Annotated in this window: 27 protein-coding genes and 1 tRNA gene; 13 read left to right on the forward strand and 15 right to left on the reverse strand. The window is 43.5% G+C overall.

Translation table 11 applies throughout. From position 1 onward, the window contains the following. Nucleotides 1-597: 597 nt before the first annotated feature. Nucleotides 598-2862, reverse strand: a complete 2265-nt coding sequence (locus V7K46_RS04860) for a M48 family metalloprotease (RefSeq protein ID WP_335111494.1) — start codon at nt 2860-2862, stop codon at nt 598-600. Nucleotides 2863-2969: 107 nt separating this feature from the next. Further along, nucleotides 2970-4619 carry a peptide chain release factor 3 gene (prfC, locus tag V7K46_RS04865; RefSeq protein ID WP_335111495.1) on the reverse strand — a complete coding sequence of 550 codons (1650 nt, stop codon included), beginning with the start codon at nt 4617-4619 and terminating at the stop codon, nt 2970-2972. A gap of 124 nt (nt 4620-4743) precedes the next feature. Here prfC and V7K46_RS04870 point away from each other — a divergent pair, with 124 nt between their 5' ends. Together V7K46_RS04870 and hemB are read left to right on the forward strand one after the other, a co-directional pair. After that, a complete protein-coding gene (locus V7K46_RS04870; protein ID WP_335111496.1) occupies nt 4744-5103 on the forward strand; it encodes a DUF4870 domain-containing protein in 360 nt (119 codons plus the stop codon). A 362-nt stretch (nt 5104-5465) separates the two neighbouring features. Further along, nucleotides 5466-6446: a porphobilinogen synthase gene (hemB, locus tag V7K46_RS04875; RefSeq protein WP_335111497.1), complete on the forward strand. Its 981-nt coding sequence runs from the start codon at nt 5466-5468 to the stop codon at nt 6444-6446. Between the two features lie 295 nt (nt 6447-6741). On the opposite strand, the gene V7K46_RS31935 is transcribed toward hemB, so the two are convergent. Then, entirely contained in the window at nt 6742-6885 is a 144-nt protein-coding gene (locus V7K46_RS31935) for a type II toxin-antitoxin system HicA family toxin (RefSeq protein WP_442939801.1), read from the reverse strand. Continuing rightward, entirely contained in the window at nt 6878-7105 is a 228-nt protein-coding gene (locus V7K46_RS04880; RefSeq protein ID WP_335111498.1) for a type II toxin-antitoxin system HicB family antitoxin, read from the reverse strand. The genes V7K46_RS31935 and V7K46_RS04880 overlap by 8 nt, the downstream gene beginning before the upstream one ends. Before the next feature lie 46 nt (nt 7106-7151). Here V7K46_RS04880 and V7K46_RS04885 point away from each other — a divergent pair, with 46 nt between their 5' ends. The 6 genes from V7K46_RS04885 to V7K46_RS04910 all read left to right on the forward strand — a co-directional run bounded on the left by V7K46_RS04885 (nt 7152) and on the right by V7K46_RS04910 (nt 12473). Then, nucleotides 7152-7298: a hypothetical protein gene (locus V7K46_RS04885; protein ID WP_335111499.1), complete on the forward strand. Its 147-nt coding sequence runs from the start codon at nt 7152-7154 to the stop codon at nt 7296-7298. Between the two features lie 549 nt (nt 7299-7847). Then, complete coding sequence (locus V7K46_RS04890) at nt 7848-8831, forward strand: alpha-ketoacid dehydrogenase subunit beta (protein ID WP_012410204.1); 984 nt, start codon at nt 7848-7850, stop codon at nt 8829-8831. Nucleotides 8832-9029: 198 nt separating this feature from the next. After that, on the forward strand, nt 9030-10448 hold the full coding sequence (gene secD / locus V7K46_RS04895; RefSeq protein WP_335111500.1) for a protein translocase subunit SecD: 1419 nt from the start codon (nt 9030-9032) through the stop codon (nt 10446-10448). Further along, nucleotides 10445-11422: a protein translocase subunit SecF gene (secF, locus tag V7K46_RS04900; protein ID WP_335111501.1), complete on the forward strand. Its 978-nt coding sequence runs from the start codon at nt 10445-10447 to the stop codon at nt 11420-11422. The genes secD and secF overlap by 4 nt, the downstream gene beginning before the upstream one ends. 72 nt (nt 11423-11494) lie before the next feature. Continuing rightward, entirely contained in the window at nt 11495-11905 is a 411-nt protein-coding gene (locus V7K46_RS04905) for a hypothetical protein (RefSeq protein WP_335111502.1), read from the forward strand. Between the two features lie 97 nt (nt 11906-12002). Continuing rightward, the gene (locus tag V7K46_RS04910) at nt 12003-12473 is read left to right on the forward strand and encodes a GNAT family N-acetyltransferase (protein WP_335111503.1); all 471 of its coding nucleotides are present in this window, start codon (nt 12003-12005) and stop codon (nt 12471-12473) included. On the opposite strand, the gene V7K46_RS04915 is transcribed toward V7K46_RS04910, so the two are convergent. From V7K46_RS04915 to V7K46_RS04940, 6 genes are all read right to left on the reverse strand, one after another. Next, nucleotides 12436-13377 carry a sensor histidine kinase gene (locus V7K46_RS04915; RefSeq protein WP_335111504.1) on the reverse strand — a complete coding sequence of 314 codons (942 nt, stop codon included), beginning with the start codon at nt 13375-13377 and terminating at the stop codon, nt 12436-12438. The genes V7K46_RS04910 and V7K46_RS04915 overlap by 38 nt on opposite strands. A gap of 98 nt (nt 13378-13475) precedes the next feature. Continuing rightward, nucleotides 13476-14081 (reverse strand): L-threonylcarbamoyladenylate synthase, encoded by a 606-nt coding sequence (locus V7K46_RS04920; RefSeq protein WP_335111505.1) that lies wholly within the window; start codon nt 14079-14081, stop codon nt 13476-13478. Between the two features lie 84 nt (nt 14082-14165). Continuing rightward, nucleotides 14166-15053, reverse strand: coding sequence for a peptide chain release factor N(5)-glutamine methyltransferase (gene prmC, locus V7K46_RS04925; protein ID WP_335111506.1), 888 nt, complete (start codon nt 15051-15053; stop codon nt 14166-14168). Nucleotides 15054-15078: 25 nt separating this feature from the next. After that, on the reverse strand, nt 15079-15897 hold the full coding sequence (locus V7K46_RS04930) for a Tic22 family protein (protein WP_335111507.1): 819 nt from the start codon (nt 15895-15897) through the stop codon (nt 15079-15081). Nucleotides 15898-16512: 615 nt separating this feature from the next. Then, nucleotides 16513-16586: transfer RNA gene (locus tag V7K46_RS04935), tRNA-Pro, on the reverse strand. A gap of 305 nt (nt 16587-16891) precedes the next feature. Further along, nucleotides 16892-17443, reverse strand: a complete 552-nt coding sequence (locus tag V7K46_RS04940) for a GNAT family N-acetyltransferase (RefSeq protein ID WP_273763853.1) — start codon at nt 17441-17443, stop codon at nt 16892-16894. Between the two features lie 435 nt (nt 17444-17878). On the opposite strand from V7K46_RS04940, the gene V7K46_RS04945 reads away from it, so the two are divergent. Together V7K46_RS04945 and V7K46_RS04950 are read left to right on the forward strand one after the other, a co-directional pair. Next, nucleotides 17879-18598 (forward strand): hypothetical protein, encoded by a 720-nt coding sequence (locus tag V7K46_RS04945; RefSeq protein ID WP_012410214.1) that lies wholly within the window; start codon nt 17879-17881, stop codon nt 18596-18598. A 147-nt stretch (nt 18599-18745) separates the two neighbouring features. Next, complete coding sequence (locus V7K46_RS04950; RefSeq protein WP_335111508.1) at nt 18746-19657, forward strand: alpha/beta fold hydrolase; 912 nt, start codon at nt 18746-18748, stop codon at nt 19655-19657. Between the two features lie 252 nt (nt 19658-19909). Here the strand turns inward: V7K46_RS04950 and tsaD are convergent, their stop codons facing one another. Continuing rightward, a complete protein-coding gene (gene tsaD / locus V7K46_RS04955; protein WP_335111509.1) occupies nt 19910-20959 on the reverse strand; it encodes a tRNA (adenosine(37)-N6)-threonylcarbamoyltransferase complex transferase subunit TsaD in 1050 nt (349 codons plus the stop codon). 282 nt (nt 20960-21241) lie between these two features. Between tsaD and V7K46_RS04960 the strand changes: the two genes are divergently transcribed. From V7K46_RS04960 to V7K46_RS04970, 3 genes are all read left to right on the forward strand, one after another. After that, nucleotides 21242-21739 (forward strand): Photosystem I reaction center subunit III, encoded by a 498-nt coding sequence (locus V7K46_RS04960; protein ID WP_335111510.1) that lies wholly within the window; start codon nt 21242-21244, stop codon nt 21737-21739. Between the two features lie 39 nt (nt 21740-21778). After that, nucleotides 21779-21913: a Photosystem I reaction center subunit IX gene (locus V7K46_RS04965; RefSeq protein WP_334724076.1), complete on the forward strand. Its 135-nt coding sequence runs from the start codon at nt 21779-21781 to the stop codon at nt 21911-21913. Between the two features lie 243 nt (nt 21914-22156). Next, entirely contained in the window at nt 22157-22678 is a 522-nt protein-coding gene (locus V7K46_RS04970; protein WP_335111511.1) for a photosystem I reaction center protein subunit XI, read from the forward strand. Nucleotides 22679-22737: 59 nt separating this feature from the next. Here V7K46_RS04970 and gmk read toward each other — a convergent pair whose 3' ends face one another. The 4 genes from gmk to pyrF form a co-directional block, all read right to left on the reverse strand. Continuing rightward, nucleotides 22738-23337 (reverse strand): guanylate kinase, encoded by a 600-nt coding sequence (gene gmk, locus V7K46_RS04975; RefSeq protein ID WP_335111562.1) that lies wholly within the window; start codon nt 23335-23337, stop codon nt 22738-22740. Between the two features lie 166 nt (nt 23338-23503). After that, on the reverse strand, nt 23504-23770 hold the full coding sequence (gene remA / locus V7K46_RS04980) for an extracellular matrix/biofilm regulator RemA (RefSeq protein ID WP_273769630.1): 267 nt from the start codon (nt 23768-23770) through the stop codon (nt 23504-23506). Nucleotides 23771-24200: 430 nt separating this feature from the next. Further along, nucleotides 24201-24950 carry a hypothetical protein gene (locus tag V7K46_RS04985; protein ID WP_335111512.1) on the reverse strand — a complete coding sequence of 250 codons (750 nt, stop codon included), beginning with the start codon at nt 24948-24950 and terminating at the stop codon, nt 24201-24203. Next, entirely contained in the window at nt 24947-25678 is a 732-nt protein-coding gene (gene pyrF, locus V7K46_RS04990; protein ID WP_335111513.1) for an orotidine-5'-phosphate decarboxylase, read from the reverse strand. Before pyrF ends, V7K46_RS04985 begins: the two co-directional genes overlap by 4 nt. Nucleotides 25679-25699: the final 21 nt, after the last annotated feature.

Genomic DNA, 25699 nt, shown 5'->3' on the forward strand with positions numbered 1-25699 from the left:
GAGAAAACAATCACTTGGCTTTGGCTTTTAAATAGATGCTATTGACAAAGACTGCCATCAACCAATTTTTTTGCTCGAAACTGTCAACCTATACAATACAGTTTTTCGTCGGGATCAAGCTTGTTTAATCCAAAGGCTCACACTATTGTGAGCTAATTACACCTTAATTCTAAGAATTGTAAATTTAATAGCCTAGTGCCTGCTAAAATACACGCTTTCTTCCATGCCTTTTTCGCAGAATCAAATACCATTCCTTACATTACCACGGTATTTTCTACGTAGCTAGTTTAGCGCATACTTTTGCGACGTTAGTATTATTGCATCGTAACATAACATAAAACCCATTTTTTTATTCAAGGGAGAATATTTTGAAACAAAAACCAGCCAGTGGCTGGTTAATTTCCTGCTGTGTTGGGAGGATAAAAAGGTATAGAGTGGGGGATAAGCATCCGAGTTAATAACTAAGCTGTAATGCTGAGTTATGTAGGTTGCTATTGTTTGTGTAAATAAATGTAACACTTTTTCAGAAAACCTGCAATTTTTGTTTACATTTCGGTTTGTCCTTTGGTCAGTTGTTTATTTTATTCTGACCAATGACTAACCACTGAGAAAAACGTATGCGCCCCAAGCCTGTGCTGCAACTGCCAAAAAAATAGACCAAATGGGATGAGGGCTATGAATGGTTTTACCACTTTGAGTTTCCAGGGTTTGGATATCGATCCAAGGTGTTGCTCCTCGTCGGAACCAACCTGTGACGATAATTTGCCGACCGATCAGATCCTGGTGATTGACTGAGTGTCCTAGCCAAGAAACGTGGTGTAATTTCACTAAACCTGCACTGGATTGGAGAATTAAATCTTGCGCTAGGGAGTTGCTAGTGCCTTGACGACCTAATAGTTTACCCACAATCCGCACGCTGATACTGTCAATCGGTAAGGCACAAGGGTCAGCTAACAGGTTGGGTAGGCAGTCAGTTTGCACGGTGGCAGGTTTAATATCGGGGAAGAAAGAATTAATCCGCATCACTGTACCGATGCTAAAGCCAATTAGAAGGCAGCCTGTAATGAAAGACCAATCTTCATATATCCACTTTAGATTTAAAAACTTAAGTGCAAATGCTAGTTGCCACGTTAGCCAGACCAAAGCTGCAAACACAACCCCTAGAGGAATTCCTAACCAGGGAGCGATTTGTAATAAGAAAGACTGACGCTTAACCTTTGATGGTTCACTAGGAAAATGTAGTTCGGTGTCTAGATGCCAGTGACGGGCTATTTGGCAGAGGCGTTCGATGCGATCGCCCATCAGCGGATGGCTATTGTTGATTGTAAACCATTGGCGATAGGGATTAGCAGTATCCCACTTCAAAAAGGATTCAAAAGATAGATTGCTGGCAATAGTGCCCAAAGACAGGCTTTGTTGGTGACTCACTGGTGTCAAGAGATTTAAGCTTTCCAGTTGCCAACTGGTGTGTTCTTGTTTTTCGATATCAGCTGCAATTCCAATGGCAATTTTGAGTAAGGCGCGAATCAGGGCATTGGGATTACCAGTAATTTCAGCGGCGACGCGATCGCTATAATAAAGCCGCAACCGCGACAACCACAATGCAGTCCCAGTCAGCAAACACCAAACGCCATAAATTAGACTAGCCAGAATTGTCACCGGCCAGCGCCAAATTTTCCCTGATATTTTGTCTCCTAACGCCGACACTTGCTGATATAGCTTATGAGTTGGTAGTGTCACCAGCAGCAACAAAGACATCACAGCAAAATCCCAGTGAGCAATATGCCCTAGCTGTGTGGCGTAGATAGTGGCAATTTCATCATCTGCCAGTTGCTCTAATAGCCCTTTACTCACAACAATCCTGGCATTACGTGGTAAACTACCGTAGGTCAGGATAATTGGTGCAGCCATTGGTAAAATCCGCAGTTTGGGTAAGGGCCAGTGCCGCTGTTGGCAACAACGTTGTAGCACCCTAACGGCTTCGCGGCTATGGGCATTCAATACATCCTTAGGAAATTCTCGCTGACCATACAAGTTCGCCAGTAGCAAATCCAGCAACCAAGGTGATACTCCGATGAAAATCACCAATACTACTAGCAACAATTGAGTAGGGTTGCGGTATAAAAACTGTACAGGCTCCACATAGGGCAGTTTGACTAAAGTCAGGTTGATCAATCCCAGTGCTAACTTGAGGATTTCTCGCATTACCCAAAACAGGGCGATGAATGTTCCTGCTGCCAGCAACCGCAAGGGAATTAATTTCGGTTTACGTAGGGGTTGCCATGCTCTGGCGCGTTGGGCTTGCCGCCAATAAATAACGCCAAATAATTTGGCTTGGGTGCGGGTAACGGAACCCATGAAACCGCTTAGGGGTGCAGTTGGTGGAGGTAGTGGTGTCGCTACTGTAGCTTTGAGTCTACCTAGTGCCACCATCGGCGGGGTGTCGTCGCTCTTGGTTTCGATTACTTGATCTTCTGGCTTTTCCTCTAATGTAGAAGTTACCGGGGGGGTAACTGGAGGAGAATCTGGGGTTGAATTCTCAAAGGCAACAAATCCAGTTTCGACATTTTTTGATTCTTGATCAGGTTTTTTACGTTTTGTCAGGTGTTCGAGAGCGCGTGTTGCCCACTCTTGAACTTGCGGATTGTTACTTTCAATGAGATTCTGGGAAATAGCGATCGCTTTGGGAACTTCGCCACAGCGAGCATAAGCCATCACTAAACCAACCTGGGCTTGTAAGCTAGCAGTCGCATGATTTTGGCTGCTAGCAATAGGTTCTAGTTGAGCGATCGCTGTTTGATAATTTCCCTGCTTGAGGGCAACTAAACCAGCCTCCAAAGACGATTTGGCATGTGAAGGCATACAAATTCTGGCACTCCAATCTCTTCTAAATGATCCACGTTTGTGTAAAAGCGCGAACCTCGGATGCCGTGGAACTCAACCGCGCCAAGTTTTGCTTGTCAAGTGAATTATTCCTCCACTAGTTGTTGACTAGAAAATACTGGAGCGATGCCTACGGCGGGCTTTGCCAACGCGCTTAATTTTAACTCTGGATGGTCGCCAAGTAACTGTTGACAATTCCATTCATTTCGGAATAGCAACACTGGGCGTCCCATACTGTCTTTAACTGTAGTGGTATTGAATATCCGTCCCACCTGTTCTAATGCTTCCCAACCACCCTCAACCCAACGGGCGACACTGTAGGGCAATAACTCTAGTAAGGTTTCTACACCATACTCGTTTTGTAAGCGAAACTGTACCACCTCGAATTGCAACTGACCCACCGCCGCCAAAATTGGATCGCGCTTGGCTTCATCAGTTGAATACATAATTTGCACAGCACCTTCTTCTCGCAATTCCGCAACGCCTTTTTGGAATTGTTTAGACTTCGAGGGGTTGGGATTCCTGAGAGTCGCAAACAGTTCCGGCGAGAAATACGGAATCCCCTCATATTCGAGCTTTTGCCCCGTGTAAATTGTATCCCCGATCGCAAAAACACCGGGATTGTTCAAACCGATCACATCGCCAGGATAAGCCACATCAATCGATTCCCGCTCTTGGGCAAAAAGTTTTTGCGGGCGAGACAGACGGATGAGTTTACCAATGCGGGCGTGATTCACCATCATATCTTTTTCAAACTTACCAGTGCATACCCGGATAAATGCGACGCGATCGCGGTGCTTCGGGTCCATATTCGCTTGCAGTTTGAAGACAAACCCCGAAAACTCCGGGTATGTAGGAGCAACTTCGCCAACACTGCTGTAGTGAGAACCGGGTTTAAGGGCATAGTCGAGGAAGTACTTGAGGAATAACTCTACCCCGAAGTTAGTCATGGCGCTACCAAAGAACACTGGCGTCATTTTGCCTTGGTGTACCAACTGCAAATCTAGCTCTGGTCCAACACCTTCTAACAGTTCTAAATCATTTTTCAGTTGGTAGTAGAGGTCTTGTTCTAGCTGCTCTTCTATTCTTGGATCACCTAATTCTATGATCGTATCACGGGCTTCTCGGCTCCCGTGAGCGCTGCGTTCAAACAGATGAATTTGTTGCTTGTGTCGGTCAAAAACACCTTTAAAGCGATCGCCCATACCAATCGGCCAGTTTACTGCATAGGTTTGCAATCCCAATTCTTGTTCAATTTCATCCAACAGTTCTAGAGGTTCCCTTCCTGGACGGTCGAGCTTGTTGATAAATGTAAAGATCGGGATACCCCGCAACTTACAAACTTCAAACAATTTGCGGGTTTGGGTTTCCAAACCTTTTGCCGCATCAACCAACATCACTGCATTATCGGCGGCGGCAAGGGTACGATAAGTATCTTCACTGAAGTCTTGGTGTCCAGGGGTGTCTAATAAATTGATTTGACAGTCCTGATATTCAAATTGCAATACTGTGGAGGTAATGGAAATGCCCCGTTGTTGTTCCATTGCCATCCAATCAGAGGTCGCCTTACGCTGTGCCCGTCGCGCTTTGACCGCACCAGCTTCGTGAATTGCGCCTCCGTACAGGAGTAGCTTTTCTGTTAGTGTAGTTTTACCTGCATCCGGGTGAGATATAATCGCAAAGTTGCGGCGAAGTTCAACCGCTTGAAGAAGTTCAGACTGAAGTTCAATTGACATAACTGTATTTGTTTGTAACTTAACTTAATTTTTTTCGACTCTGGCAAGTCTTTTAATCTTAAGACAACGATGCTCGTGATAGGGTCGTAATATAATCAACAAGCTAACTAAATAGGAGAAAGGAATGTACGACACAGACAAGCGAAAGCTTCTATCTGCCTTGTCTCATGGAGCGATTTTTTTCAGCACAACGTTGGTATCTGTAGGTATACCTATTGCCATATTGCTGGTATCAGATGATCCTGTTGTTAAAGAAAACGCCAAAGAATCCATCAATTTCCACTTTAATGTCTGGCTTTATGGAGCAATTCTGGCAGTGCTGTTTTTTCTATTCGGTTGGTTGGTGTTACCTCTATTATTGCTGGGGCCACTAGCCGGTCTGGGATATCTATTGCACTGGGGATTAACAATTTGGGCGCTCGTCGGAGTTTTTAACAATCCTGATATACCCTTCCGTTATCCCTACATTTTCCGATTTATTTAGCAGAAATTAATATTGGGCATTAGCTAACAGGCATGAGGCATTGGTAATTGTGAGTTATTTTCTATTAAGCTGTTGTGCCTTGAGTTTACTCTAGACGCGATCGCCAAGATTTTTACCAACAGAGGGTCTTACCATTTTGAATGCGTGAATGCGTGAATTGCTTACTATGTTGTTTTTTTTCTAGTCCGTCGGATAAATGCAAGCAAGCTGTAAAATACAAAATTGCCCCACAGTTTGATTAAGAGTAGGGCAAAGGACAGTTAAGCACTGTTTGTAGTCTGTCTGACGGCAGGAAAGTTTTAGCCTGCTTTTGTGACGCTTTATTTTGTGTCCATTTGCGTTGTTTTTCATCATAAAATTTTATGTTTCCTATACATCGCCCCCGTCGTCTGCGTACCCATCCCCAACTGCGCCGGATGGTTCGTGAAACTGTTTTGACAACAAGCGATTTAATTTACCCACTATTTGCCGTACCAGGTGAGGGAATCGCTAATGAGGTGAAATCGATGCCCGGAGTCTACCAACTTTCGGTAGATAAAATTGTCGAAGAAGCAAAAGAAGTTTACGACTTAGGAATTCCTTCGATTATTCTATTTGGTATTCCAGCTGATAAAGATGTGGATGCCACTGGCGCTTGGCATGATTGCGGTATCGTCCAAAAAGCAGCGACGGCGGTAAAAGCAGCAGTGCCAGATTTGATTGTAATTGCTGATACTTGTTTGTGTGAGTACACCAGTCACGGTCATTGTGGTTATCTGCAAGTTGGTGATTTAACAGGACGAGTTTTAAATGACCCAACTCTGGAATTGTTGAAGAAAACAGCAGTTTCTCAAGCGAAAGCCGGTGCCAATATCATCGCGCCTTCGGGAATGATGGATGGCTTCGTCCAGGCAATTCGTGTGGGTTTGGATGAAGCCGGATTTCAAGACACGCCGATTTTGTCTTATGCTGCTAAGTATGCTTCGGGTTATTATGGCCCATTTCGGGATGCAGCAGACTCGACACCACAATTTGGGGACAGAAGAACTTATCAAATGGACCCAGGTAACGCCAGAGAAGCAATTAAAGAAGTTGAATTGGATATCGCTGAAGGTGCTGATATGCTCATGGTTAAGCCAGCTTTGGCATACATGGACATTATCTGGCGGGTGAAGGAAGCGAGTAACTTACCAGTAGCGGCTTACAATGTTTCTGGTGAGTATGCGATGGTGAAAGCTGCGGCTCTGAATGGTTGGATTGATGAGGAGCGGGTGGTTATGGAAACTTTAACAGGGTTTAAACGGGCTGGTGCAGACTTAATTTTGACTTATCATGCCAAAGATGCGGCGCGATGGTTAAAGTAGGCTAGGCTTATTAAATAATAATTTAGTGGCAAATCTCACGCAGACAGAAGTCTAAGCGCCGACTTTCGGCGCTCAGAACTTCGGTGGTTGCAAAGACGCAAAGTTGTGTTTTGGTGTTTTGGCGTGAGATTCTTTGTATTTTGGCTATTGCGATGCTTGCGGTAAATGCTCGCCTATGCAAGTTCAATATAAGGCTAAAAAGACTTTTTCGGTTTAAGTAACTTCAAATAAAGCACGAGGTAATCCTGACTGACGAATAATAGATCGCAAAGTACCGATGCGTAACTCTTCGTAATTAGGGACAGGAACAGTAATTGTTGAGTCTTCGGTTTTGCATCTGCATAATAATGTGACTACCACGCTGGCGCACTTGTACAAAGCCGTTCTCTTCCAGAATGCGGCAGACTTCTCTAGCAGAAAGAACACGAAGTTTACCCAATATTTACCTCTAAGCGTGTAACAAAAACTTCTGTGTGCAGCCTTTGCTGAATTTCAGAAGGATCTGCTGTCTCAAAGAATAATTCTAATGCCTCAATTAGGTTATTCTGTGCTTCTTCAATAGTGTCACCTTGGCTGGCAATATCGAGTTCGGGACAGAGGGATACATAGCCATCCCTTTCGCGCTCAATGATAGCAGTGAATTGTGTTGTTTGCTTCATTTTTATCTTTAGTAGAGTAGGTCTATCAATCTTGATAGTAACTGCGATGCTTGCGGTAAATGCTCGCCTACGCAACTTTGGAGAGCATATCGTCAAAAACCTTTCGAGTGGGTGTTATGGGGATAGCGATCGCAATACGGAAGCCATAACTCTAAATGATATGTGTAATGTCTCCCGCAAAGCTAAAGATTAGACCTCTTGCAAAAGTCTCATGAGCGTGGGAAAAGTAGGTTAGAGCTTTATTGACATATATGACCTACGAAAAGGTAAAAAACCTCAAGCCGGAAGAATTCAAACGCTTGTGTGGTGTGCATCCGGAGACTTTTACTCAAATGACAGAGGACGGGCTTTCGCGTTCAAAAACAAAGCTGAAAACAGGGCGACCGGGTAAACTGAGCTTGGAAGACCAATTATTGATGACATTGGAGTATTGGAGGGTTGCGAGGGCTTAAGCTTGCTTTCGTAGTCTTTCTAAGTTCTGTTGATGCAATTTCATTTTATACATTAGCTCTAAGTTTTATTACATAAATAAATCAGCCACATTTGCCAGAGGGGGAGGCGATCGCTCATAAAACCTCTAAAATCTAAATTAAATAGCTTTGATATAGTTATGGCAATTACTCGCTCTATGTCTTGGGGCGGCTCGTTTAAAAAACCAATCTCTAACTAGTGCGATCGCTCACCGTATTTGCGACAGCAGCACGATAAAATTCTAAAACCATAATCATGCTAAAAGGTCTAAATGGCAGAAACACTATTCTTCAACGCCTTACGGGAAGCCATTGATGAAGAAATGGCGCGTGACTCCAGCGTATTTGTTCTCGGTGAAGATGTCGGACACTACGGCGGTTCCTATAAAGTTACCAAAGACCTGTACCAAAAATATGGCGAACTCCGCATTCTAGACACGCCTATTGCTGAAAACAGCTTTACTGGTATGGCAGTAGGAGCAGCGATGACTGGGTTACGTCCCATAATCGAAGGTATGAATATGGGCTTTTTACTGCTCGCCTTCAACCAAATATCCAATAATGCTGGAATGCTGCGCTATACTTCTGGCGGTAACTTTAAAATTCCGATGGTAATTCGCGGCCCTGGAGGTGTGGGAAGACAGCTAGGAGCAGAACATTCCCAGCGACTAGAAACTTACTTCCAAGCTGTGCCAGGGTTGAAGATTGTTGCCTGCTCCACACCAAGAAACGCCAAAGGACTACTAAAATCTGCTATCCGCGATGATAACCCTGTGTTGTTCTTTGAACACGTTCTGCTTTACAACTTGAAAGAAGATTTACCAGAAGAAGAATATTTACTACCCCTAGATAAAGCAGAGGTTGTGCGCCAAGGGAAAGATGTCACAATTATTACATATTCTCGGATGCGGCATCATGTGCTGCAAGCGGTAAAAACACTTGAAAAACAAGGTTATGATCCAGAAGTTATTGATTTAATATCCCTCAAGCCATTAGATTTTGATACTATTGGTGCATCAGTACGTAAAACCCATAAAGTCATTGTTGTGGAAGAATCCATGCGAACTGCGGGCATTGGAGCTGAAGTCATCGCCTCAATTAACGATCGCTTATTTGATGAATTGGATGCGCCAGTACTACGACTTTCTTCCCAAGATATCCCCACACCTTATAACGGCAATCTGGAACGACTAACAATCATCCAACCAGAGCAAATAGTGGAAGCTGTAGAAAAAATGGTAGCTTTGCGGGTTTAAAAGTTAGGAGTGAGGAGTTAAGAATTTTAAAGTATGAGTCTTAACTCTTAACTCCACCAATTTTGGATTTTAGATTTTAGATTTTTCCTTCAATCTAAAATCCAAAATTCAAAATCTAAAATTGAATGACTCCCAACTCATAACTCATAACTCCTCAAAAGAGCGCTATTATAGCGTTTGTCAGTTGCGAGTTATGGTATGCAAAGACAGCGATCACTATTAATTTTAATTTTAGTCCTGATAATCGCCGCGATAACGGTGATTGCCACAATTCCGATACCCCTTGGACTGGACTTGCGCGGAGGCTCACAGCTAACAATTCAGGTGAAACCATCACCGGAAATTCCCAAAATCACCGAACGAGAATTGGAAGGTGTGAAGAAAGTTGTCGAAGGTCGGATTAATGGTCTGGGTGTTTCTGAGCCAGTCATCCAAACAGTCAGTTCAGATAAAATATTGGTACAATTGCCAGGGGTCAACGATCCAGAGCAAGCCGAACGGGTGCTAGGGGGGACGGCGCAGTTAGAATTTCGTAGCCAAAAGCCGAATACAGAAACCCAACTGTTTGCTTTCCAAGCATCTAGATCCGAATTGAAAGTCAAGCAAGAAGAATTAAGAAAGAGTACTGACAAAGCAGCAATTGCTAAGAATCAAGAAGATTTACAAAAAAATAATCAAGCGATCGCCCAATTGTTTGAAAGCACCAATCCACCCCTAATTGGCAAATACCTCAAGGATGCCTATGGTGAACCCACTCAAGGTAACAACTGGCATGTTGGCATTCGCTTCGACCAAAAGGGTGGTGAACTGTTTGCCAATTTGACAAAAAATCTTGCTGGTACTGGGCGGAGTATTGGTGTTTTTCTGGACAATGAACTGATTAGCGCTCCTACCGTAGGTATAGAATTTGCCGCCGCAGGTATTAGTGGTGGCTCTGCCGTAATTACAGGACGGTTTACTGCACAACAAGCCAATGATTTAGGCGTGCAACTACGCGGTGGGGCATTACCCGTACCAGTAGAAATAGTTGAAAACCGTACTGTCGGGGCAACTTTAGGTAAAGATAGTATTCAACGCAGTATTTACGCTGGTATTGGCGGATTGCTGTTAGTATTGATTTTCATGTTAGTTTACTACCGACTACCAGGATTAATTGCCGACTTTTCTTTGATTATCTATGCGCTATTGACCTATGCCACCTTCGCTTTGCTAGGCATTACTTTAACTCTCCCCGGTATTGCTGGGTTTATCCTTAGTATCGGCATGGCAGTTGATGCTAACGTATTGATTTTTGAGCGCACCCGTGAAGAACTACGTGCTGGTAAAACTTTATATCGTTCTGTAGAGTCAGGATTCTACCGAGCTTGGTCTAGCATTTTAGATAGTCATGTCACATCATTAATTTCTTGTGCAGCACTGTTTTGGTTAGGAGCAGGTTTAGTAAAAGGCTTTGCTTTGACATTGGCGCTAGGGTTAGGGGTGAATTTGTTTACTGCAATTACCTGTAGTCGCACACTGCTGTTCCTAACATTGGCGTTTCCCAAATTGCGTAAGCCAGAGTTGTTTTGTCCCAATCTCTCAACGTCAATTAAGTCTGGTGCGGAGGTGCATTCATGAAATTTAGTGTCGTCAAACAGCGGAGACTTTGGTGGGCAATTTCTGCCACTCTGATGATCATTAGCATCGTGGCGATGCTGATTTCTTGGCAACAACTAGGCGCACCGCTACGTCCCAGTTTAGATTTTGTTGGTGGTACGCGACTACAATTTGAACGCGATTGTACACAACCAGACAAATGTACTCAACCGATTAATATCTCTGATGTCAGAGAAGTAGTTGACGCCGAGAAGCTAAATAATAGTAGCATCCAAGTTGTTGGTAAAAACCAACAGGGAATATCCATTCGCACAAAGACATTAGATGTTGAGCAACGCACCCAGTTGCAAACAGCTTTGAGTGAAAAACTTGGAGCCTTTAACCCCAAAGCCACTCAAATTGATACTGTTGGCCCGACACTTGGTCGTCAGCTATTTACCCAAGGGTTATTAGCTCTGATTGTCTCCTTTGCTGGGATCGTTATTTATTTGAGTGTGCGGTTCCAGGTGGACTATGCCGTAATCGCAATTATTGCCTTGTTCCATGATGTTTTGATTACATTGGGTGCTTTCTCCATCTTGGGATTAGTAGCAGGTATTGAAGTTGATAGCCTTTTCGTAGTTGCTATTTTGACTATTACTGGTTTCTCGGTGACAGATACCGTAGTCATCTACGATCGCATCCGGGAAATACTAAATTTACATCCTAACGATCACATTGACAAAGTTGTTGATGATGCAATCAATCAAACTTTAACGCGATCAATTAATACCACGTTCACCGTTTTGCTAACATTGTTTTCCCTATTCCTATTTGGCGGCGAAACCCTGAGAAACTTCGCCCTTGCCTTAATTATTGGATTCACAATGGGTGCATATTCAAGTATTTTCATTGCCGGTTCTCTCCTAGCTTGGTGGCGAGAGCGCAAGAGTCAATACCAGGTGGTGGAGAACGCAGAGCCAATTGATACATCTGCTAGTTCCCAGGATAGTTAAACTTGTGTGCATTTCACAATTGGGTTAAAGCATTTTGAATTGCTCATCTATGCTTTGCAATTTTATTTCCCTATGGATCAACCTGAAGAACCATTAACTACTGACCCAGAATTTGAGAATGACGCATCCTTTATTCAACAAGTACAAAGGCTACACAAACTAACAGTATATGGAAGATGGCTGTTTGTCGGTTGTTTGTGGCTTAGCATTGCGCCTGTTAGCTTGTGGAATCTACGTGCAGAAATTTCTCTGTGGGAACAATATTTTACTTGGGTAGCGGTGCGATATGGACTTTTCTACCATCCACTGTCTACCTTCGGTTTAGCCTTTTGTATTGGGATGACTACTGCTGTTTTAGTTTGGCAAAGTCGAAATATCTTACTCGGACTACCACAGCAGGAAAAACAACGTTTAGAAAAACAAGTTTATCGGATACGTCAGCAGGGGCCTACTCATCCTCTGTGGAAGTGGGTTTGTGATTAATTTTTCTTTCTCGTTGCATATACATATACACGTACAGCAATTTCTAGCAAAATATGACTTAACTATACAAAGATACTGCCAAAAGTGGATGCCATACATGAACGAGTCTCAGATTCAATTTAGCGATCGCAAGTCTGAAATTGACCTTCACCAACTGCAAGAACTGTTAAACGTTTCAGCTTTCTGGGCAAAGGGCCGCAGTATTGAGGATTTAGGTATAGCTATTGCTAATAGTGAGCCAGTGATTTCCGTCTGCCTTGGCGATCGACTAATTGGCTTTGCTAGAGCAACATCTGATGGCATATATCGTGCCACGATTTGGGATGTTGTGATTCATCCAGAGTATCAAAGTAATGGGTTGGGAAGCAATTTAGTAAAAACAGTTTTGAGTCATCCCCGTATCAGGTGGGTTGAGCGTGTTTACCTGATGACTACTCAGCAGCAGGGGTTTTACGAAAAGATTGGTTTCCAGCCCAACACAACCACTACGATGGTGCTATACAACCTAGCTAACCTTGCTTTCCTTCCTGCTACAGAAGATCAGCTTCAGGAATCACTAGGGGGATAGAGATTTGTAGTCTGGTAACCTGCCCAGATGGTTCCTTCACAATGGTCGAAGGCAGGATTTCTAACTTTCCTCCCATAACTTCCATTAAAGTCTGATTGATTAATAGCCTCATTCCAGGCGAAAGAGCAGCGTTATTTTGGTTAATCTGGGTTGGCTGCTCTTCAGATTTGATCAAATCAATCGGCTCGCTCCAGGGTATGGCATGGGTTGGTATATCTAGCCAAATGTTAACAAAATTAGTTGTAGGCACAGTGCTGCTGGAAATACAAATACTGCCTTCCTGCATCTGAGTAATGGCAATGTCTATTAAACTTATCAATATTTGGCGGAGGCAGAGGTAATCTGCCAAAACATAAATTTCTGGGTTTGCGGGTAACAATTGCAAGGGAAAATTGCGATTTGCCGCCAGCATATAAGTTAAGTTATGAACCTCTTCCAAAATTTGGCCTAATGGTCTGGGCTGAATATCTAATTTATTGGTACCATGTTCAGTTCTAGCAACGTTGAGAATTTCATCCATCAGCTTGAGTAGCTTCAGCGTTCGCTCGTGAGCTTGGGCGATAAATTCTCGCTCTTCAGCGGCGTCTTCACACAGATCCGACAAAATTAACTGATGCAAGCCAATCAGACCATTAAGGGGCGATCGCAATTCATGGGTAGTCCGCGCCAAAAAACCAGCTTTAAACTGGCCCATTTCCCTTGCCATTTGGTATGCCAGCTGCGTTTGCTGTAGCTGTTGCGATACTGGTGGCATATCCTCTTGATCTAATGGTGCTGGTGGGGATGAGCTAAATGAAACGTTTGACGATGCCTGCTTTGGGCGTAGCCATCGCGCAAATAACCTATGAAAACTTATACCTAGTGCTAGTCCTGCTCCTAGATATATCCAGTTGCTCCAATTCATAATTTGGCAATTATTAAGTTATTAATTAACCACAACAGCACAAACTAAAGTTCCAGATATCTCTGTTGTTCAAATCAAGAAAACAATATTATAGCTACCTATATCTGGTTATCAGTTGAAATCTCTAACTTTATCGCACCTTGCCGTAAAATTTGCCAATTTATCCCTGTCCATTTAGCAACGGTGGAAGGTACACCCACCCCTAGTATTTCACCCTGGTATTCTGTCGTTGCTATCAGAACCTGGGGAAACTGAATCTCAATTTCTGCCATCGTTTGCAAAGGTGGCTGACCGGAAAAATTAGCGCTAGTGGTGGCAAGAGGGCCTGTTTGCGCCAAAATAGTTTGGGCGATCGCACTGTTTGGGACTCGGATGCCAATTGTTGTCGGGTCGATGGGGTTCATAACTTTTGGCAGGCGATCGCTTGCTGGTAAGACTAATGTCAGCCCTCCTGGCCAATATTTGCCTGCTACTTCTTGCCAAACTTTATACTCGTTTTCATTACCTTTAACATACAGCCACAAATCTTCAGCACTAGCAGCCATCAAAATCAAAGGTTTGTCTTGACTGCGTTGCTTCGCCAGAAAAATTAATCCTGCTTTTTCTGGTATCGCTGCAAGTGCAGGAACAGTATCCGTAGGAAAGCTCACCAAAAGGCCAGCGCGTGCGCCAGCTATTAAACTTGTTAGAGAAACTTGTGTCATGTTTACAAAGTTAGGAGTTAGAAGTTAAGAGTGAGGAGTTTCATAACTCATAACTCATAACTCATAACTCATCACTCATCACTCCTAACATTTATAAGCAAGGGCAAAGCGTTCAATTCCAGCTAAATCAGCGTGAATTTGAATTTTACAATAGCTACCTTGATTTTGCAAAAGTTCTCGGACTGCATCCGCCTGTCCTGCCATCATTTCAATCAACCACACGCCACCAGGTTGCAAATAGCTGGGAGAAATTTCTATCAAATGGCGAATGCAATCTAAGCCATCAGTGCCACCATCCAAAGCTAGATGTGGTTCATGGTTAACTACTTCTGGTTGCAAAGTCAGTAAGGTACTGGTGGGTATGTAAGGGGGATTAGATACCATACCACTGAACTGACCTTTGAGAAATGCCAGTGGCTCCCACCAGGAACCTTGATAAAATTTAATCCGGTCAGCAAAACCTAAATTATAGGCGTTGGCTTGGGCGATCGCCAGAGCTTCTAAACTGTAATCAACTGCATGAATTGTTGCTTTTGGCAAGACATCTGCTAATCCTACGGCGATCACTCCACTCCCAGTCCCCAAATCCGCCCAATGTCCTGACACACCGCTAGCAGCTGCTACTAAATCAATTAAGCACTCTGTTTCTGGTCTGGGAATTAATACCGCACTCGACACCGCGATTTGAAAGTGACGCCAAGGTGTAACTCCAGCAATATACTGCACTGGCAAGCGGTCATTTAATCGCCTCTGCCATAACTGGTCTAGCTCTTTTAAAGGCAACTGCATCTGAATTTGCGGCCAGTTTTTAAAAGACTCCAAACGCAGTGCCAAGCGGTCTAATCCAGCTACCTGTTGCAGCAACCAATCTACCTCCATTGGTGGCACATCAGTGGCGATCGCTGCTTGGTGAGCAGTATTGCGCCACTGCCAAAGTTGTAAACCAGAAACTATCAGATGTTTCTCCCCCATGCCTCAACCTTGGAGTGCATATCCGTTATTTTTTCGGAGCGGGCGCAGCAGCAGGCCTGGCAGCTGGTGATTGATTCGGGGTAAGCGATCGAATAAAATTGATCGACTCTCTTGATGGATACAGAAGAATTTTATTTATACCAGGATCGTTGCTGCTATTGAGAGCCTCCATAACACCGTACAAATCCACTACCTGAATCTCAGTGTTGTTTGCTTCCTTGGGCACGGCTTTTTTGAATTGGTCTAACAGAGCTACTGCTTGCTCTTTCTCAAAAAAGAATGGGATTAATCGCTCGTTGCCTTTGGGGACGGGAATGGTCAAATAGCTATTATCTTTCTTAAATTTGGGTACAAATAAGGGAATACCATTGAATTGCTGCCCTTTTTTACCATTTTGATTCAGCATACTAGTTGCTGATGCTATTTGTTCTTGCGTCGGTACTAAAGTATAAATTACAGAGTCTGATTTCTTTTTGCTTTCTTGGAGTATTTTATAGTAGTCTGCCAAGGACAAAGGTCTGACCTGTAGCGTGCTTGCCAACTGGGGGTTTTCTTTTTTGAGCCGATTGTCAAGGAATTTTTGAGCATCTTGCTTGCTAATAAAAAATCCCACTTGAGAGACAGGCTTCGATGCGTTGTTTCTCGAAAGAACTACGAATTCGCCTTTAGGATTGGTGAGCGTGAATATTGGTACTTCTTGGAGTGTTTTCACTACCTGATCTTGTGGCAACGCCATCGCCTCTAGATTGTCTATTCCTGGTAGATTGACTATTCCTGAAAGTCCTGCTAAAAATACACTGCCAGCTATACCCAATGTTGCGCCCAAGCGAATAAATGATTTCATGACTACTCCTCGCATCAATAATCCAATTAATTAAATGAAACAAATGGTTGGATTTGCACAGCACCAACTAGCTTTAGTTATATAGCAATCTATTTCAGTTGTGAAAAATTCGTTGTGCGCGTTGAGGTTAAATGTTAACCGTCAACGGTCTAAATCCAATATTCCGCAACTATTTAGGGTTGCTATAGTATAGTATTGTTTTCCCAAATTGACTCTGCTAAAGTTGTGTTTTTCTCGATTTCGCTTTGCTATTCATCACGAAATGCTGTAGATGCATATTATATGTATGTCTTTTCAAATAGTGAAAAGTCTCTCTGTCTCTCGACCTTGGAGATGATAAATGCCACTTTATCGGCTTTTTCTAATATCGGGTGACGCTATTAGTTAATCAATCGTTCCATCTACGCTTGCTTTAATATTTTCTCAAATCTATACAAAGCTCAGTGTCTGGAACATCTTACTGCTTAAGGATAAAATTTGCCTGTTAGGCTTTCATAACCAACCCAACATCATAACAGCCTGATTGATATACTGCCTAAAAAGGACAATTTAATTGCACATCTTAGCAAGAAAACTTTAGTTAATCCACCCTAACTGTTAACTATATTAATTAAATCGGGATGACAGGATTTGAACCTGCGGCATCCTGCTCCCAAAGCAGGCGCGCTACCAAGCTGCGCTACATCCCGGTTAGACTTATCTACTTTTTGGGTTGGGGTTTAGTTTTAATTTCCCACCAAAGCGATCGCTCTTTACCAAAAGTATTAAGTTAATTATATCAGATAACACGCCTCATGCCTAATATTTTTTATTTTATGTAAAGACGAGCAAGATTACATCCTTACACTGATAAAGGTTTTTTGCCGACTTAGTTTTACAAGATATATACTTGTGCGTTCGTCGGCTGAAAAAAAGCAAAACTATATCAAACTAATACAGTTTGACTATTGTACCTGATTTTCTTGGGCAAATCTGGTTTTATTTTGATTGAGCGCTAGTGAGGATACCAGAACATACCTTTAATACCTTCCGGATCAGCCATAAACCCCATAGTTCGGTAGAAATCTACAACATGGGGGTCGGCGAAGAGAGTGACATTACTAATTTCTTCACTCCTAAGTTTTTTGAGAACGTATTTCATCAGTGCCTTGCCCAGTCCTTGACTTTGAAAGTCTGGGTGAACCACCACATCCCAAATAGTGGCATTAAACGCGTGATCTGAGGTAGCGCGGGCAAAACCAATGAGCCGCTTTTGGTTTCCTCTCACCTGCCACATTGAGGCGACAAGAAAACTATGCTCAATAGCTTTTTTCACTTTTCTTAGAGGACGACGCGACCAACCAACTGCATCACAGAGTTCTTCTAGCTCATACAGGTCAATATCTCGCTCCGTGCTGAAGACGATGCGAGCCTCCTTTAAAGAAGCTTCGCTAATGCTGCTGGGGTTGGAGTTGCCCGCAGCATCCACTGTATGTTCTTCAAAGGGGTTTGTCCTACTTGTCGCTACAGATTCAGGAGTACTAAACCAAGTTTTCCAAAAACCCATGCCAACGTGGTTCGGGTAGTATAACTGAATTGGTTTCCACTCTCAGGAGTGTTGATTCACATTTAACATGGCTACCCCCATTTACTACCCCTTACACTCAAAGTTTTTCGGTTGTTTTCGGGATTTGCAATGGTAACAGCCAGTTAGAGCGTGTTTCACACCAATCATTTTCAACTTTAGCATTTTGTTGTAGAGGCTAGGAGAAATTCACCAAAAGGTAAGGATATAAGCAATTAAAAATTCACTCATTCAAAAACTAAAAACCTAATCATGGCAATTGCTCGTATAGAGCTTAAATGCACGTTAGCTTAGGAGTGAATTGTATACAAGAGATTGAGTATTTAGGAAAATTATTTCTAAATCCCCAGTCCCCAGCCCCCAACATCCAGCCCCTAGTCCCCAGGTGACGAAAGCAAGCGAGTCTTACCCTTAACAATGGCTTCTGGTTTAAAATCTTCGACACTGGAACTCCTAAAGCGCTTTAACCGAGCGTTTCCCCAGTTTTATGAGCAATTCGTCAGCAGTGAGATTCAACTGCAAAATTTGCGCCTAGCCTACCGTCTCTATAAAACTAGACGCGCTGTTATTGAGCTGAAACCGGAAGGTAGCAAAAGTGCCCTGCATTTTGCTTACCGCAACCAGTCTTTTCTCCTCAGCGATATTTTTGGTGTGCTAGCAGCTTATGGGTTGACTATCCACGGTCTGAGTCTATACGGTCAGATCCGTCCGCCGATGTTAGTTTTTATCAAACTGTTGGTGTCTCGTGGTAGTAAAGCCTTGACCGAGAAAACCGCAGAAAATGTCTGTCGCGCCATTCGCGAGGCTTTAGGAGGTCGGTTTGAGGTAGAAGAGATGCTGGCAGTGGAATTCAATCTTGACACTGGCTTAGAGCAGGTACAAACTGAGTTCTATGTCGATCCGGTCTTTCATCTCCCTGCCTTAGTGATTGAAGCCGATAATCAACCAGGATTATTCTACAAAGTGATGTACGCCATCTGGCAGGAAGACCTGCTGGTAGTCAATGCCAATTTACTGGTTTGGCGTGGACGTACACGCCTAATTCTTTACTTGTTGGGGCCGAATGAAAGCCTCATTCCTGAATATCTCGGTCACAAAATTGCTGAAGGGGTGCGACAGAGGTTGCTGGGTAAATGAAAAAAGTTATGAATTATGAGTTATGAGTTAAAAATTAACAACTCCTCACTCTTAACCGGAGGCGGAGCGTCTCCGGCTCCGCTCTTAACTCCTAACTCTTCGCATTCCGTATTTAGTCGCACCCGCCCTTAGGGGTACGATATAAGTATGGCAACTATCGAAATCTTGGGCGTTCCACACGCATACGAGCTAACGGCTCCCACTTCCTGCCCCCATGCTTTAGTATTTATCCACGGTTGGCTCAATAGCCGTGGGTATTGGCAACCTGTGATTTCCCGCCTATCAGATGATTTGCAGTGCCTGTCCTATGATTTGCGGGGTTTCGGTGAATCCCAGTCCCAGGTAAAAACCGATTTTAGTCGGGCACAAACGTCTCTGAGCCTGATGCCCATCTCCAGTAGTGCGGTTGGCTCACCAATCGATTCTCTTTACACTCCTGTTGCCTATGCTCAGGATTTAGCAATTCTCTTGAAACAGCTGAATATTACCAGTGCTTGGCTAATTGGTCACTCCTTGGGAGGCACGATCGCTCTCTGGGGAGCAGATCAAATACCTGAATGTGTTAAGGGAGTCATCTGTATCAACGCTGGTGGTGGTATTTACCTCAAAGAATCCTTTGAGCAGTTTCGGTCGGCTGGTCAGAAATTTTTGCAAGTCCGCCCGCGCTGGCTGTCCCAAGTGCCTTTGATTGATTTGCTCTTTACCAGAGCCAGTGTGGCTCGTCCTTTGGAGCGCTATTGGGCACGTCAGCGGCTGATTGATTTCGTCGTGGCTGACCCCGAAGCATCTCTGGGAAGTCTGTTAGACTCCACAACTGAGGAAGAAATCAATCGTTTACCTGAGCTAGTATCCCAATTGAAGCAGCCAGTTTATTTTTTGGCTGGTGCCGAAGACAAGGTTATGGAACCCAAGTATGTGCGCCATTTAGCTAGCTTTCACAGACTGTTCCAATATTGTGGTGACAATGTTTTGGAAATTCCTGATTGCGGACACCTGGCTATGTTGGAACAGCCGGATGCAGTGGCTGATCACATCCGGTCGATTGTCAGTAGTCAATAGGTATTGGGTATTGGGCAATTCAATTTTGGATAATGGAATTGATGATAGCGCAGCTCTCTTCTCTACGAGAGGCTGCGCCAACGAGTCCGCGTACCCCTTATCCTTCTCCTGACGGAGAGGCTAGCGCGAACGGGGATCTTGCTAGCAAGAGCGTCTCGTAGAGAGCGTCTTTTGGATTAAATTTCAATTCTTTAATCCAAAATCTAAAATCTAAAATCTAAAATTCTTGCTCCCCCTCTGCCCCTCTGCCCCTTATGACTTCGGATGATACAACTTCATCACTTGGGTAAGCGCTAACCTAGACTCAACGCTTAGTGTGAAGGGAGATGTATGACCACAGGATAGATGATCAGCGGCGGCACAGCCGATCATGGCGGCGTTATCGGTACAGAATTTCAAAGGTGGAAATAGGACGCGTAGGTTATGTTCAACGGCGGCGGCTTGGAGATTTTTTCTCAACCCGCTATTAGCTGCTACACCGCCACCAACAGCAATTGTGTCTAGACCATAGTCCAGGGCACAGGCGATCGCTCTTTTAGTTAGCGATCGCGCTACGGTTTCCTGAAAACTAGCCGCTACATCTGCCACTGGTACTTGTCCACCATCTTTCTCTAACTGCTGCACTAAACGCAATACAGCCGTTTTTAACCCACTAAAACTCGTATCGTAACGATGAAATCCCCCACCAGGTAAAGAAACTTTTCCTTCTGGTAGGCTAAAGCCTTGGGAATTCCCCTGTTGTGCCAACTTGTCAATCACTGGACCACCCGGATAACCCAGCTTTAACAATCGTGCCACCTTATCAAAGGCTTCACCCGCAGCATCATCACGGGTTTGTCCCAGTGTCTCGTATATACCACAACCTTTGACATAAATCAAGCTTGTATGTCCACCAGAAACTAATAAACTCAAGAAAGGGGGATTTAAACTTGATTCGCTCAAATAAGTTGCGTAAATGTGACCTTCGAGGTGATGAACTCCCAAAAATGGTTTGTTGTGTACCATCGCCAGGGTTTTGGCAGCAGTTAACCCCACCAACAGCGCTCCTACCAGTCCTGGGGCACAAGTGGCGGCAATTGCGTCAATTTTCTCCCAGTCTAGTTGGGCTTGCTCTAGGGCTTGTGCGATCGCAACATTTATCGTTTCCAAGTGCTGGCGAGATGCTACTTCCGGTACTACCCCGCCATACTGCTGATGGACTAGAATTTGCGAGGCTACAATACTACTGCAAACTATACGATTGTTAACAATTGCGACGGCAGTTTCATCACAGCTGGTTTCTATTGCTAAAACGGTTGCCATTGAGAGTGTTGAGTCTTGAGTGCTAAGTGCTGAGTCTTGAGTAGTAGAGACAAAATCTTGCTTCTTTACTACCCTACAACAACAATTCTTATCCTTGGCACTCGTGACTCAGCACTCAGCACTCCATTTTGGTTGAGAAGCTTTAACTTTTATTTACTTAAACTTTACTCGGTTACCACCCAAGAGTATGATGACTTCCTAGTTATGCAAATAAACTAACTGTACAAGCCGCTTCGTTTTGTACAAATAACTTCTTGTTTTGTAATAAAAGGAAACAACTCCATGCGACGATTGTTTGCTTTGATTTTAGCGATTTGTCTTTGGTTCAATTTTGCCTCCCCAGCAAAAGCTTTAGGGGCTAATTTGACACCGTGCAGGGACAATCCCGCTTTTCAACAGCTAGCAGCTAATGCCCGTAATACCACAGGTGACCCGGAATCAGGGATAAAGCGATTTGAGCGTTATTCTCAAGAACTGTGTGGTCCTGAGGGTTACCCCCACTTGATTGTTGATGGTAGTCTAAATCATGCTGGTGACTTCCTGATCCCCAGCATTCTCTTTCTATATATTGCTGGTTGGATTGGTTGGGTAGGTCGTGCCTACCTACAAGCGATCAAGAAAGAAGGCAACAACGTGGAATTGAAAGAAGTAATCATTGAAGTGCCTTTGGCACTGCCAATTATGCTCTCAGGCTTTACTTGGCCTATAGCAGCCGTAAAAGAATTTCTGTCTGGCGAATTAGTAGCTAAAGATACAGAAATTCCCATTTCGCCACGCTAACCCTTCCTGCAACTTTTGATTTATTTGGGAGAATGATTCATGCAACAGAATTATTTCGTGAAATATCTATCCTTGGGGCCAGTCTTGCTTTTTGTGAATTTGATTTTTACAGCTGTTTTGTTGATTTTATTTAACAACTGGTTTCCTGACCTACTTTTCCACCCATTACCATAAGTTGAAGACAGAATTAAAAAATTTTGTTAGCTGTTAGTTGAAATTAACTAATAACTAGTAACTACTAACTACTAACAAAATAGTTCTATGAAACTCGTAAGCTGATCCCAGCATCACGAGTTTCATACTTTTGAAAGTAGCTAAATTAATTTTTCTAAACTTCCCTATCAAAAAGCATCTTTAGCCTCAATTATTATTAATATAAAAATGCCACCATTTTAATTTAGAGGCGAACATAAAAATATGGCACAAGCAATAGATGCATCAAAGAATCTTCCCAGCGATCCCAGAAATCGGGAAGTTGTTTTTCCCGCATTGGGCGATCCACAGCTAGGCAACCTAGAAACCCCGGTTAATGCTTCTCCCTTGAGCAAGTGGTTCATTAATAACTTACCTGCCTATCGTCAAGGTATTAGCCCTGGTAGACGTGCAGTAGAAGTTGGCATGGCTCATGGTTACTGGATATTTGGCCCCTTTGCCAAATTGGGCCCACTGCGGGACACAGCTGATGCTAACTTAGCTGGATTATTAGCAGCCATAGGCTTAGTTGTTGTCCTCACCGGCTCTCTATCCCTATATGCCAATAGCAATCCGCCCAAAGCACTTCCTAGTGTTACCGTACCCAAACCTCCGGCAGATGCTTTTAACTCCAAAGAAAGCTGGAACGACTTCGCCTTTTCTTTCTTGATTGGTGGTATTGGTGGTGCAGTAGTTGCTTACTTTTTGACTAGCAATATAGCATCAATTCAAGGTTTGTTTGGTTAATTCCTGGGAGTTAAGAGTTAGGAGTTAGGAGTTTAAATTCCTAACTCTTAACTCTTATCTTATTTAAACAAAACCGCTTCAATATCATTTAAAGCAGTTTCAAAATCGTCATTAACGATTTGAATATCAAATTCGTCTACGGCTTGAATTTCTACTTGGGCGCGGAGTAGACGACGGGCGATCGCTTCTTCAGAATCTTGGGCGCGATCGCGTATTCGTTTCTCCAATTCATCAAAGGAAGGCGGTAAAATAAAAATGCTGAAGGCACTGGGGAAGGAAGCACGAATTTGTCTTGCCCCTTCTAACTCAATTTCCAGCACCACTAACTTGCCGGAATGAATTTGGTTAAGCACAGCTTCGCGCAAAGTACCGTAATAGTTACCAGCAAATTCTGCCCATTCCAAAAATTCCCCTTCCGCCACCAATTGTTCAAACTGACTACGGCTGATAAAGTAATAATTTTTGCCATCGATTTCCCCTGGACGGGGAGAACGAGTCGTCACCGATACAGAATAATACAGTTCTGGATGACGTTGCAGGAGCGATCGCATTAAAGTACCTTTACCGACCCCACTGGGGCCAGTTAAAACAATCAACCTGCCTAAATGTAAGCATTCTTCGGTAGTAGCATTACTGTGGATGGGTAAAACTGGCATCATCCCTTCAACCTGTGAATCAATCAATAGATATTATTCATTAGTCTTGTGTTCCTGGCCAAGTCCACTATTGACTAAAGAATTTCTAGCATGAGTGAGAGAAAACTTATATAATTCACATGGTACTGCCGATATGATGCAAAGAAAAGTGGGAATAACCCACTGCTAATTAATTATCTACAGTCTGATGATCGCGGGAAATCACAAAGCGATTCGCTACCGTTTCCGGCTGAATCGCTGACAGAATTATGTGGCTGGAATCGGTGATAATTACAGCTCTAGTCCGACGACCGTAAGTTGCATCAATCAGTTGACCTCTGTCCCGTGCATCGGTAATAATCCGCTTAATTGGAGCAGACTCTGGACTGACAATGGCAACTACTCGGTTGGCAGACACGATGTTACCAAAGCCGATGTTAATTAACTGAATCTCCATAAAAAAACTGACGCTAAACGCGGTGTGAGAAGCATGAAATAAACTTATTTCCATGTTATCGCCAAAAAACGGGAGTCACAACGCTTAAATTCAAGCCAGTCTTCGTTTTTAAATAATGTCTGCTTTTTTTCGCTGTTTATCAGCTATATTTCCTGAAAATCTTCCCAAAGATATAGGCGTAATTCCACTGATATAAGCTAGTTGGGTGATGTAAATTTATTTTGTTTTAAATAAGTATCTGACTCAGAAATTGATGCAGGGTAAAATCGATTGGAATCGCCTTGCTCTAACCGTGCTGGCTCAGTACAATTTTGCTTTTTTGGCGTCGCAGCCAAATGAACACGATTACTTGTTAGAAACTCTACCCTACGTTACTGAGAGGTTATATAGCAAATATCTTCAAAGCGAAGCATTTTCCTTCGAGTCATAGCTATTTTGATTTGATATTAACGTGAGTTCGACGAGGTTCAATTTTGTCTCCCATATTCACAGTATGCATCCGTCGTACACTTCCAGCTTGACAATCGCGTAACCAAGTATTAACCGCTTGGGCAACAGTGCCGTTACTACTATCGCGTGGCGGAGACAGTGGCTGCTGTGCTGAATGGGAACCAATTTGAGAAAACATCATCACTAGACGCCAACCAGTTTTAGTTTTAGTCAACAACAGCCAGTGGAATTCCTGCAATTCTACCGCTTTCTTTCCTATGTACTGTCGCTCTAAGGTAGTAAAAAAAACTTGCTCAACTCCTGATGCAGCAGTTTTTGCATTTGCACTATATTCTTCAAGGTTAAGGGGCAGAGGAGTAAACTCAGGTCTTCCTGCCACTAACATATAACTGTAAACATCACTGCTTCTACTGAGGCGGCGGGCACGTTGACTAACGCGATTGGTATAACTAGGTAAATCTTCCAGTAGCTGTATAGTAAATGTTTCTAAATTTTGCTCAGAACACAAAGACCTTGCCCCACCGTTGACATTTTCCCTTTCTGCTAGCACAGAGGGTTTAGGGGTGAGGTTTATCGATAACGCTGGGTAAGCAAGGCTATTTGATCCTAAAACCCAGAAGCCACAAGCTAAAAGCCAATTATAATTTTTCTTCCTGAGCGAAGAGGTAAGATTGTTCTCCCCTACACCCTGCACCCTATCCCCCGGTTTTTCACTGACTTTTAGCTTCATGCCACCGTGGTTAACTCCTCAGAAATCCTCTTCCAGGCTAACTCCGGCTCAGTAGCAGTAGTAATAGGACGCCCAATCACTAGATAATCTGCACCGGCAATGATTGCTTGTGCTGGGGTGAGCGATCGCTTTTGATCATCTTTATCTGCCCACGTTGGTCTAACCCCCGGACAAACTAGCAAAAAGTCATCTCCACAAGTTTGCCGTAGTTGTGCCACTTCTTGGGGCGAACAAACTGCCCCATCCAATCCTGCCTCTTGAGCCAGCAATGCCATTTCTAGGGCGTATTCTGGTAATTCTAAAGGAATCTTTAAATCAAACGCCAGCTGTCTTGCAGAAATGCTCGTTAACAAAGTAATAGCGATTAATTTAGGCGGTTTTACCCCTGCTTGGGCTGCCCCTTCTTGTGCCGCTTCTCTTGCAGCTTTAAGAGCCTGAATACCACATGTAGCATGAATTGTCAACAAATCCACGCCATAACTAGCTGCACTACGACTTGCACCAGCGACTGTGTTAGGGATATCGTGAAACTTTAAATCCAGGAAGATGCGTTTTTGCCGAGACTTTAGCACTTTTAGAATTTTCGGGCCAGTACTGGTAAACAACTCTAAGCCTACCTTCCACCAAACCACTTGCGGGAGTTGATCCACAAGAGCGATCGCACTTTCTTCATCTGGCACATCCAAGGGCACAATAATTCTTCGTTCTGCCTGTTCACCATTCTCCATTCCCTACTCCCCACTCCCCAT

This window comes from Nostoc sp., from assembly GCF_036917395.1.
Taxonomy (GTDB): Bacteria; Cyanobacteriota; Cyanobacteriia; order Cyanobacteriales; family Nostocaceae; genus Nostoc.

What these genes read in the sequence shown, in the direction of transcription:
- V7K46_RS04910 (WP_335111503.1), top strand. Translation starts at nt 12,003, where the DNA reads ATGAACGAGTCTCAGATTCAATTTAGCGATCGCAAGTCTGAAATTGAC.
- V7K46_RS04860 (WP_335111494.1), bottom strand. Translation starts at nt 2,862, where the DNA reads ATGCCTTCACATGCCAAATCGTCTTTGGAGGCTGGTTTAGTTGCCCTC.
- V7K46_RS04970 (WP_335111511.1), top strand. Translation starts at nt 22,157, where the DNA reads ATGGCACAAGCAATAGATGCATCAAAGAATCTTCCCAGCGATCCCAGA.
- V7K46_RS04915 (WP_335111504.1), bottom strand. Translation starts at nt 13,377, where the DNA reads ATGAATTGGAGCAACTGGATATATCTAGGAGCAGGACTAGCACTAGGT.
- V7K46_RS04930 (WP_335111507.1), bottom strand. Translation starts at nt 15,897, where the DNA reads ATGAAATCATTTATTCGCTTGGGCGCAACATTGGGTATAGCTGGCAGT.
- tsaD (WP_335111509.1), bottom strand. Translation starts at nt 20,959, where the DNA reads ATGGCAACCGTTTTAGCAATAGAAACCAGCTGTGATGAAACTGCCGTC.
- remA (WP_273769630.1), bottom strand. Translation starts at nt 23,770, where the DNA reads ATGGAGATTCAGTTAATTAACATCGGCTTTGGTAACATCGTGTCTGCC.
- V7K46_RS04940 (WP_273763853.1), bottom strand. Translation starts at nt 17,443, where the DNA reads ATGGGTTTTTGGAAAACTTGGTTTAGTACTCCTGAATCTGTAGCGACA.
- hemB (WP_335111497.1), top strand. Translation starts at nt 5,466, where the DNA reads ATGTTTCCTATACATCGCCCCCGTCGTCTGCGTACCCATCCCCAACTG.
- secD (WP_335111500.1), top strand. Translation starts at nt 9,030, where the DNA reads ATGCAAAGACAGCGATCACTATTAATTTTAATTTTAGTCCTGATAATC.
- prfC (WP_335111495.1), bottom strand. Translation starts at nt 4,619, where the DNA reads ATGTCAATTGAACTTCAGTCTGAACTTCTTCAAGCGGTTGAACTTCGC.
- V7K46_RS04950 (WP_335111508.1), top strand. Translation starts at nt 18,746, where the DNA reads ATGGCAACTATCGAAATCTTGGGCGTTCCACACGCATACGAGCTAACG.
- gmk (WP_335111562.1), bottom strand. Translation starts at nt 23,337, where the DNA reads ATGATGCCAGTTTTACCCATCCACAGTAATGCTACTACCGAAGAATGC.
- secF (WP_335111501.1), top strand. Translation starts at nt 10,445, where the DNA reads ATGAAATTTAGTGTCGTCAAACAGCGGAGACTTTGGTGGGCAATTTCT.
- V7K46_RS04870 (WP_335111496.1), top strand. Translation starts at nt 4,744, where the DNA reads ATGTACGACACAGACAAGCGAAAGCTTCTATCTGCCTTGTCTCATGGA.
- pyrF (WP_335111513.1), bottom strand. Translation starts at nt 25,678, where the DNA reads ATGGAGAATGGTGAACAGGCAGAACGAAGAATTATTGTGCCCTTGGAT.
- V7K46_RS04960 (WP_335111510.1), top strand. Translation starts at nt 21,242, where the DNA reads ATGCGACGATTGTTTGCTTTGATTTTAGCGATTTGTCTTTGGTTCAAT.
- V7K46_RS04920 (WP_335111505.1), bottom strand. Translation starts at nt 14,081, where the DNA reads ATGACACAAGTTTCTCTAACAAGTTTAATAGCTGGCGCACGCGCTGGC.
- prmC (WP_335111506.1), bottom strand. Translation starts at nt 15,053, where the DNA reads ATGGGGGAGAAACATCTGATAGTTTCTGGTTTACAACTTTGGCAGTGG.
- V7K46_RS04965 (WP_334724076.1), top strand. Translation starts at nt 21,779, where the DNA reads ATGCAACAGAATTATTTCGTGAAATATCTATCCTTGGGGCCAGTCTTG.
- V7K46_RS04905 (WP_335111502.1), top strand. Translation starts at nt 11,495, where the DNA reads ATGGATCAACCTGAAGAACCATTAACTACTGACCCAGAATTTGAGAAT.
- V7K46_RS04880 (WP_335111498.1), bottom strand. Translation starts at nt 7,105, where the DNA reads ATGAAGCAAACAACACAATTCACTGCTATCATTGAGCGCGAAAGGGAT.
- V7K46_RS04945 (WP_012410214.1), top strand. Translation starts at nt 17,879, where the DNA reads ATGGCTTCTGGTTTAAAATCTTCGACACTGGAACTCCTAAAGCGCTTT.
- V7K46_RS04985 (WP_335111512.1), bottom strand. Translation starts at nt 24,950, where the DNA reads ATGAAGCTAAAAGTCAGTGAAAAACCGGGGGATAGGGTGCAGGGTGTA.
- V7K46_RS04885 (WP_335111499.1), top strand. Translation starts at nt 7,152, where the DNA reads ATGCTTGCGGTAAATGCTCGCCTACGCAACTTTGGAGAGCATATCGTC.
- V7K46_RS04890 (WP_012410204.1), top strand. Translation starts at nt 7,848, where the DNA reads ATGGCAGAAACACTATTCTTCAACGCCTTACGGGAAGCCATTGATGAA.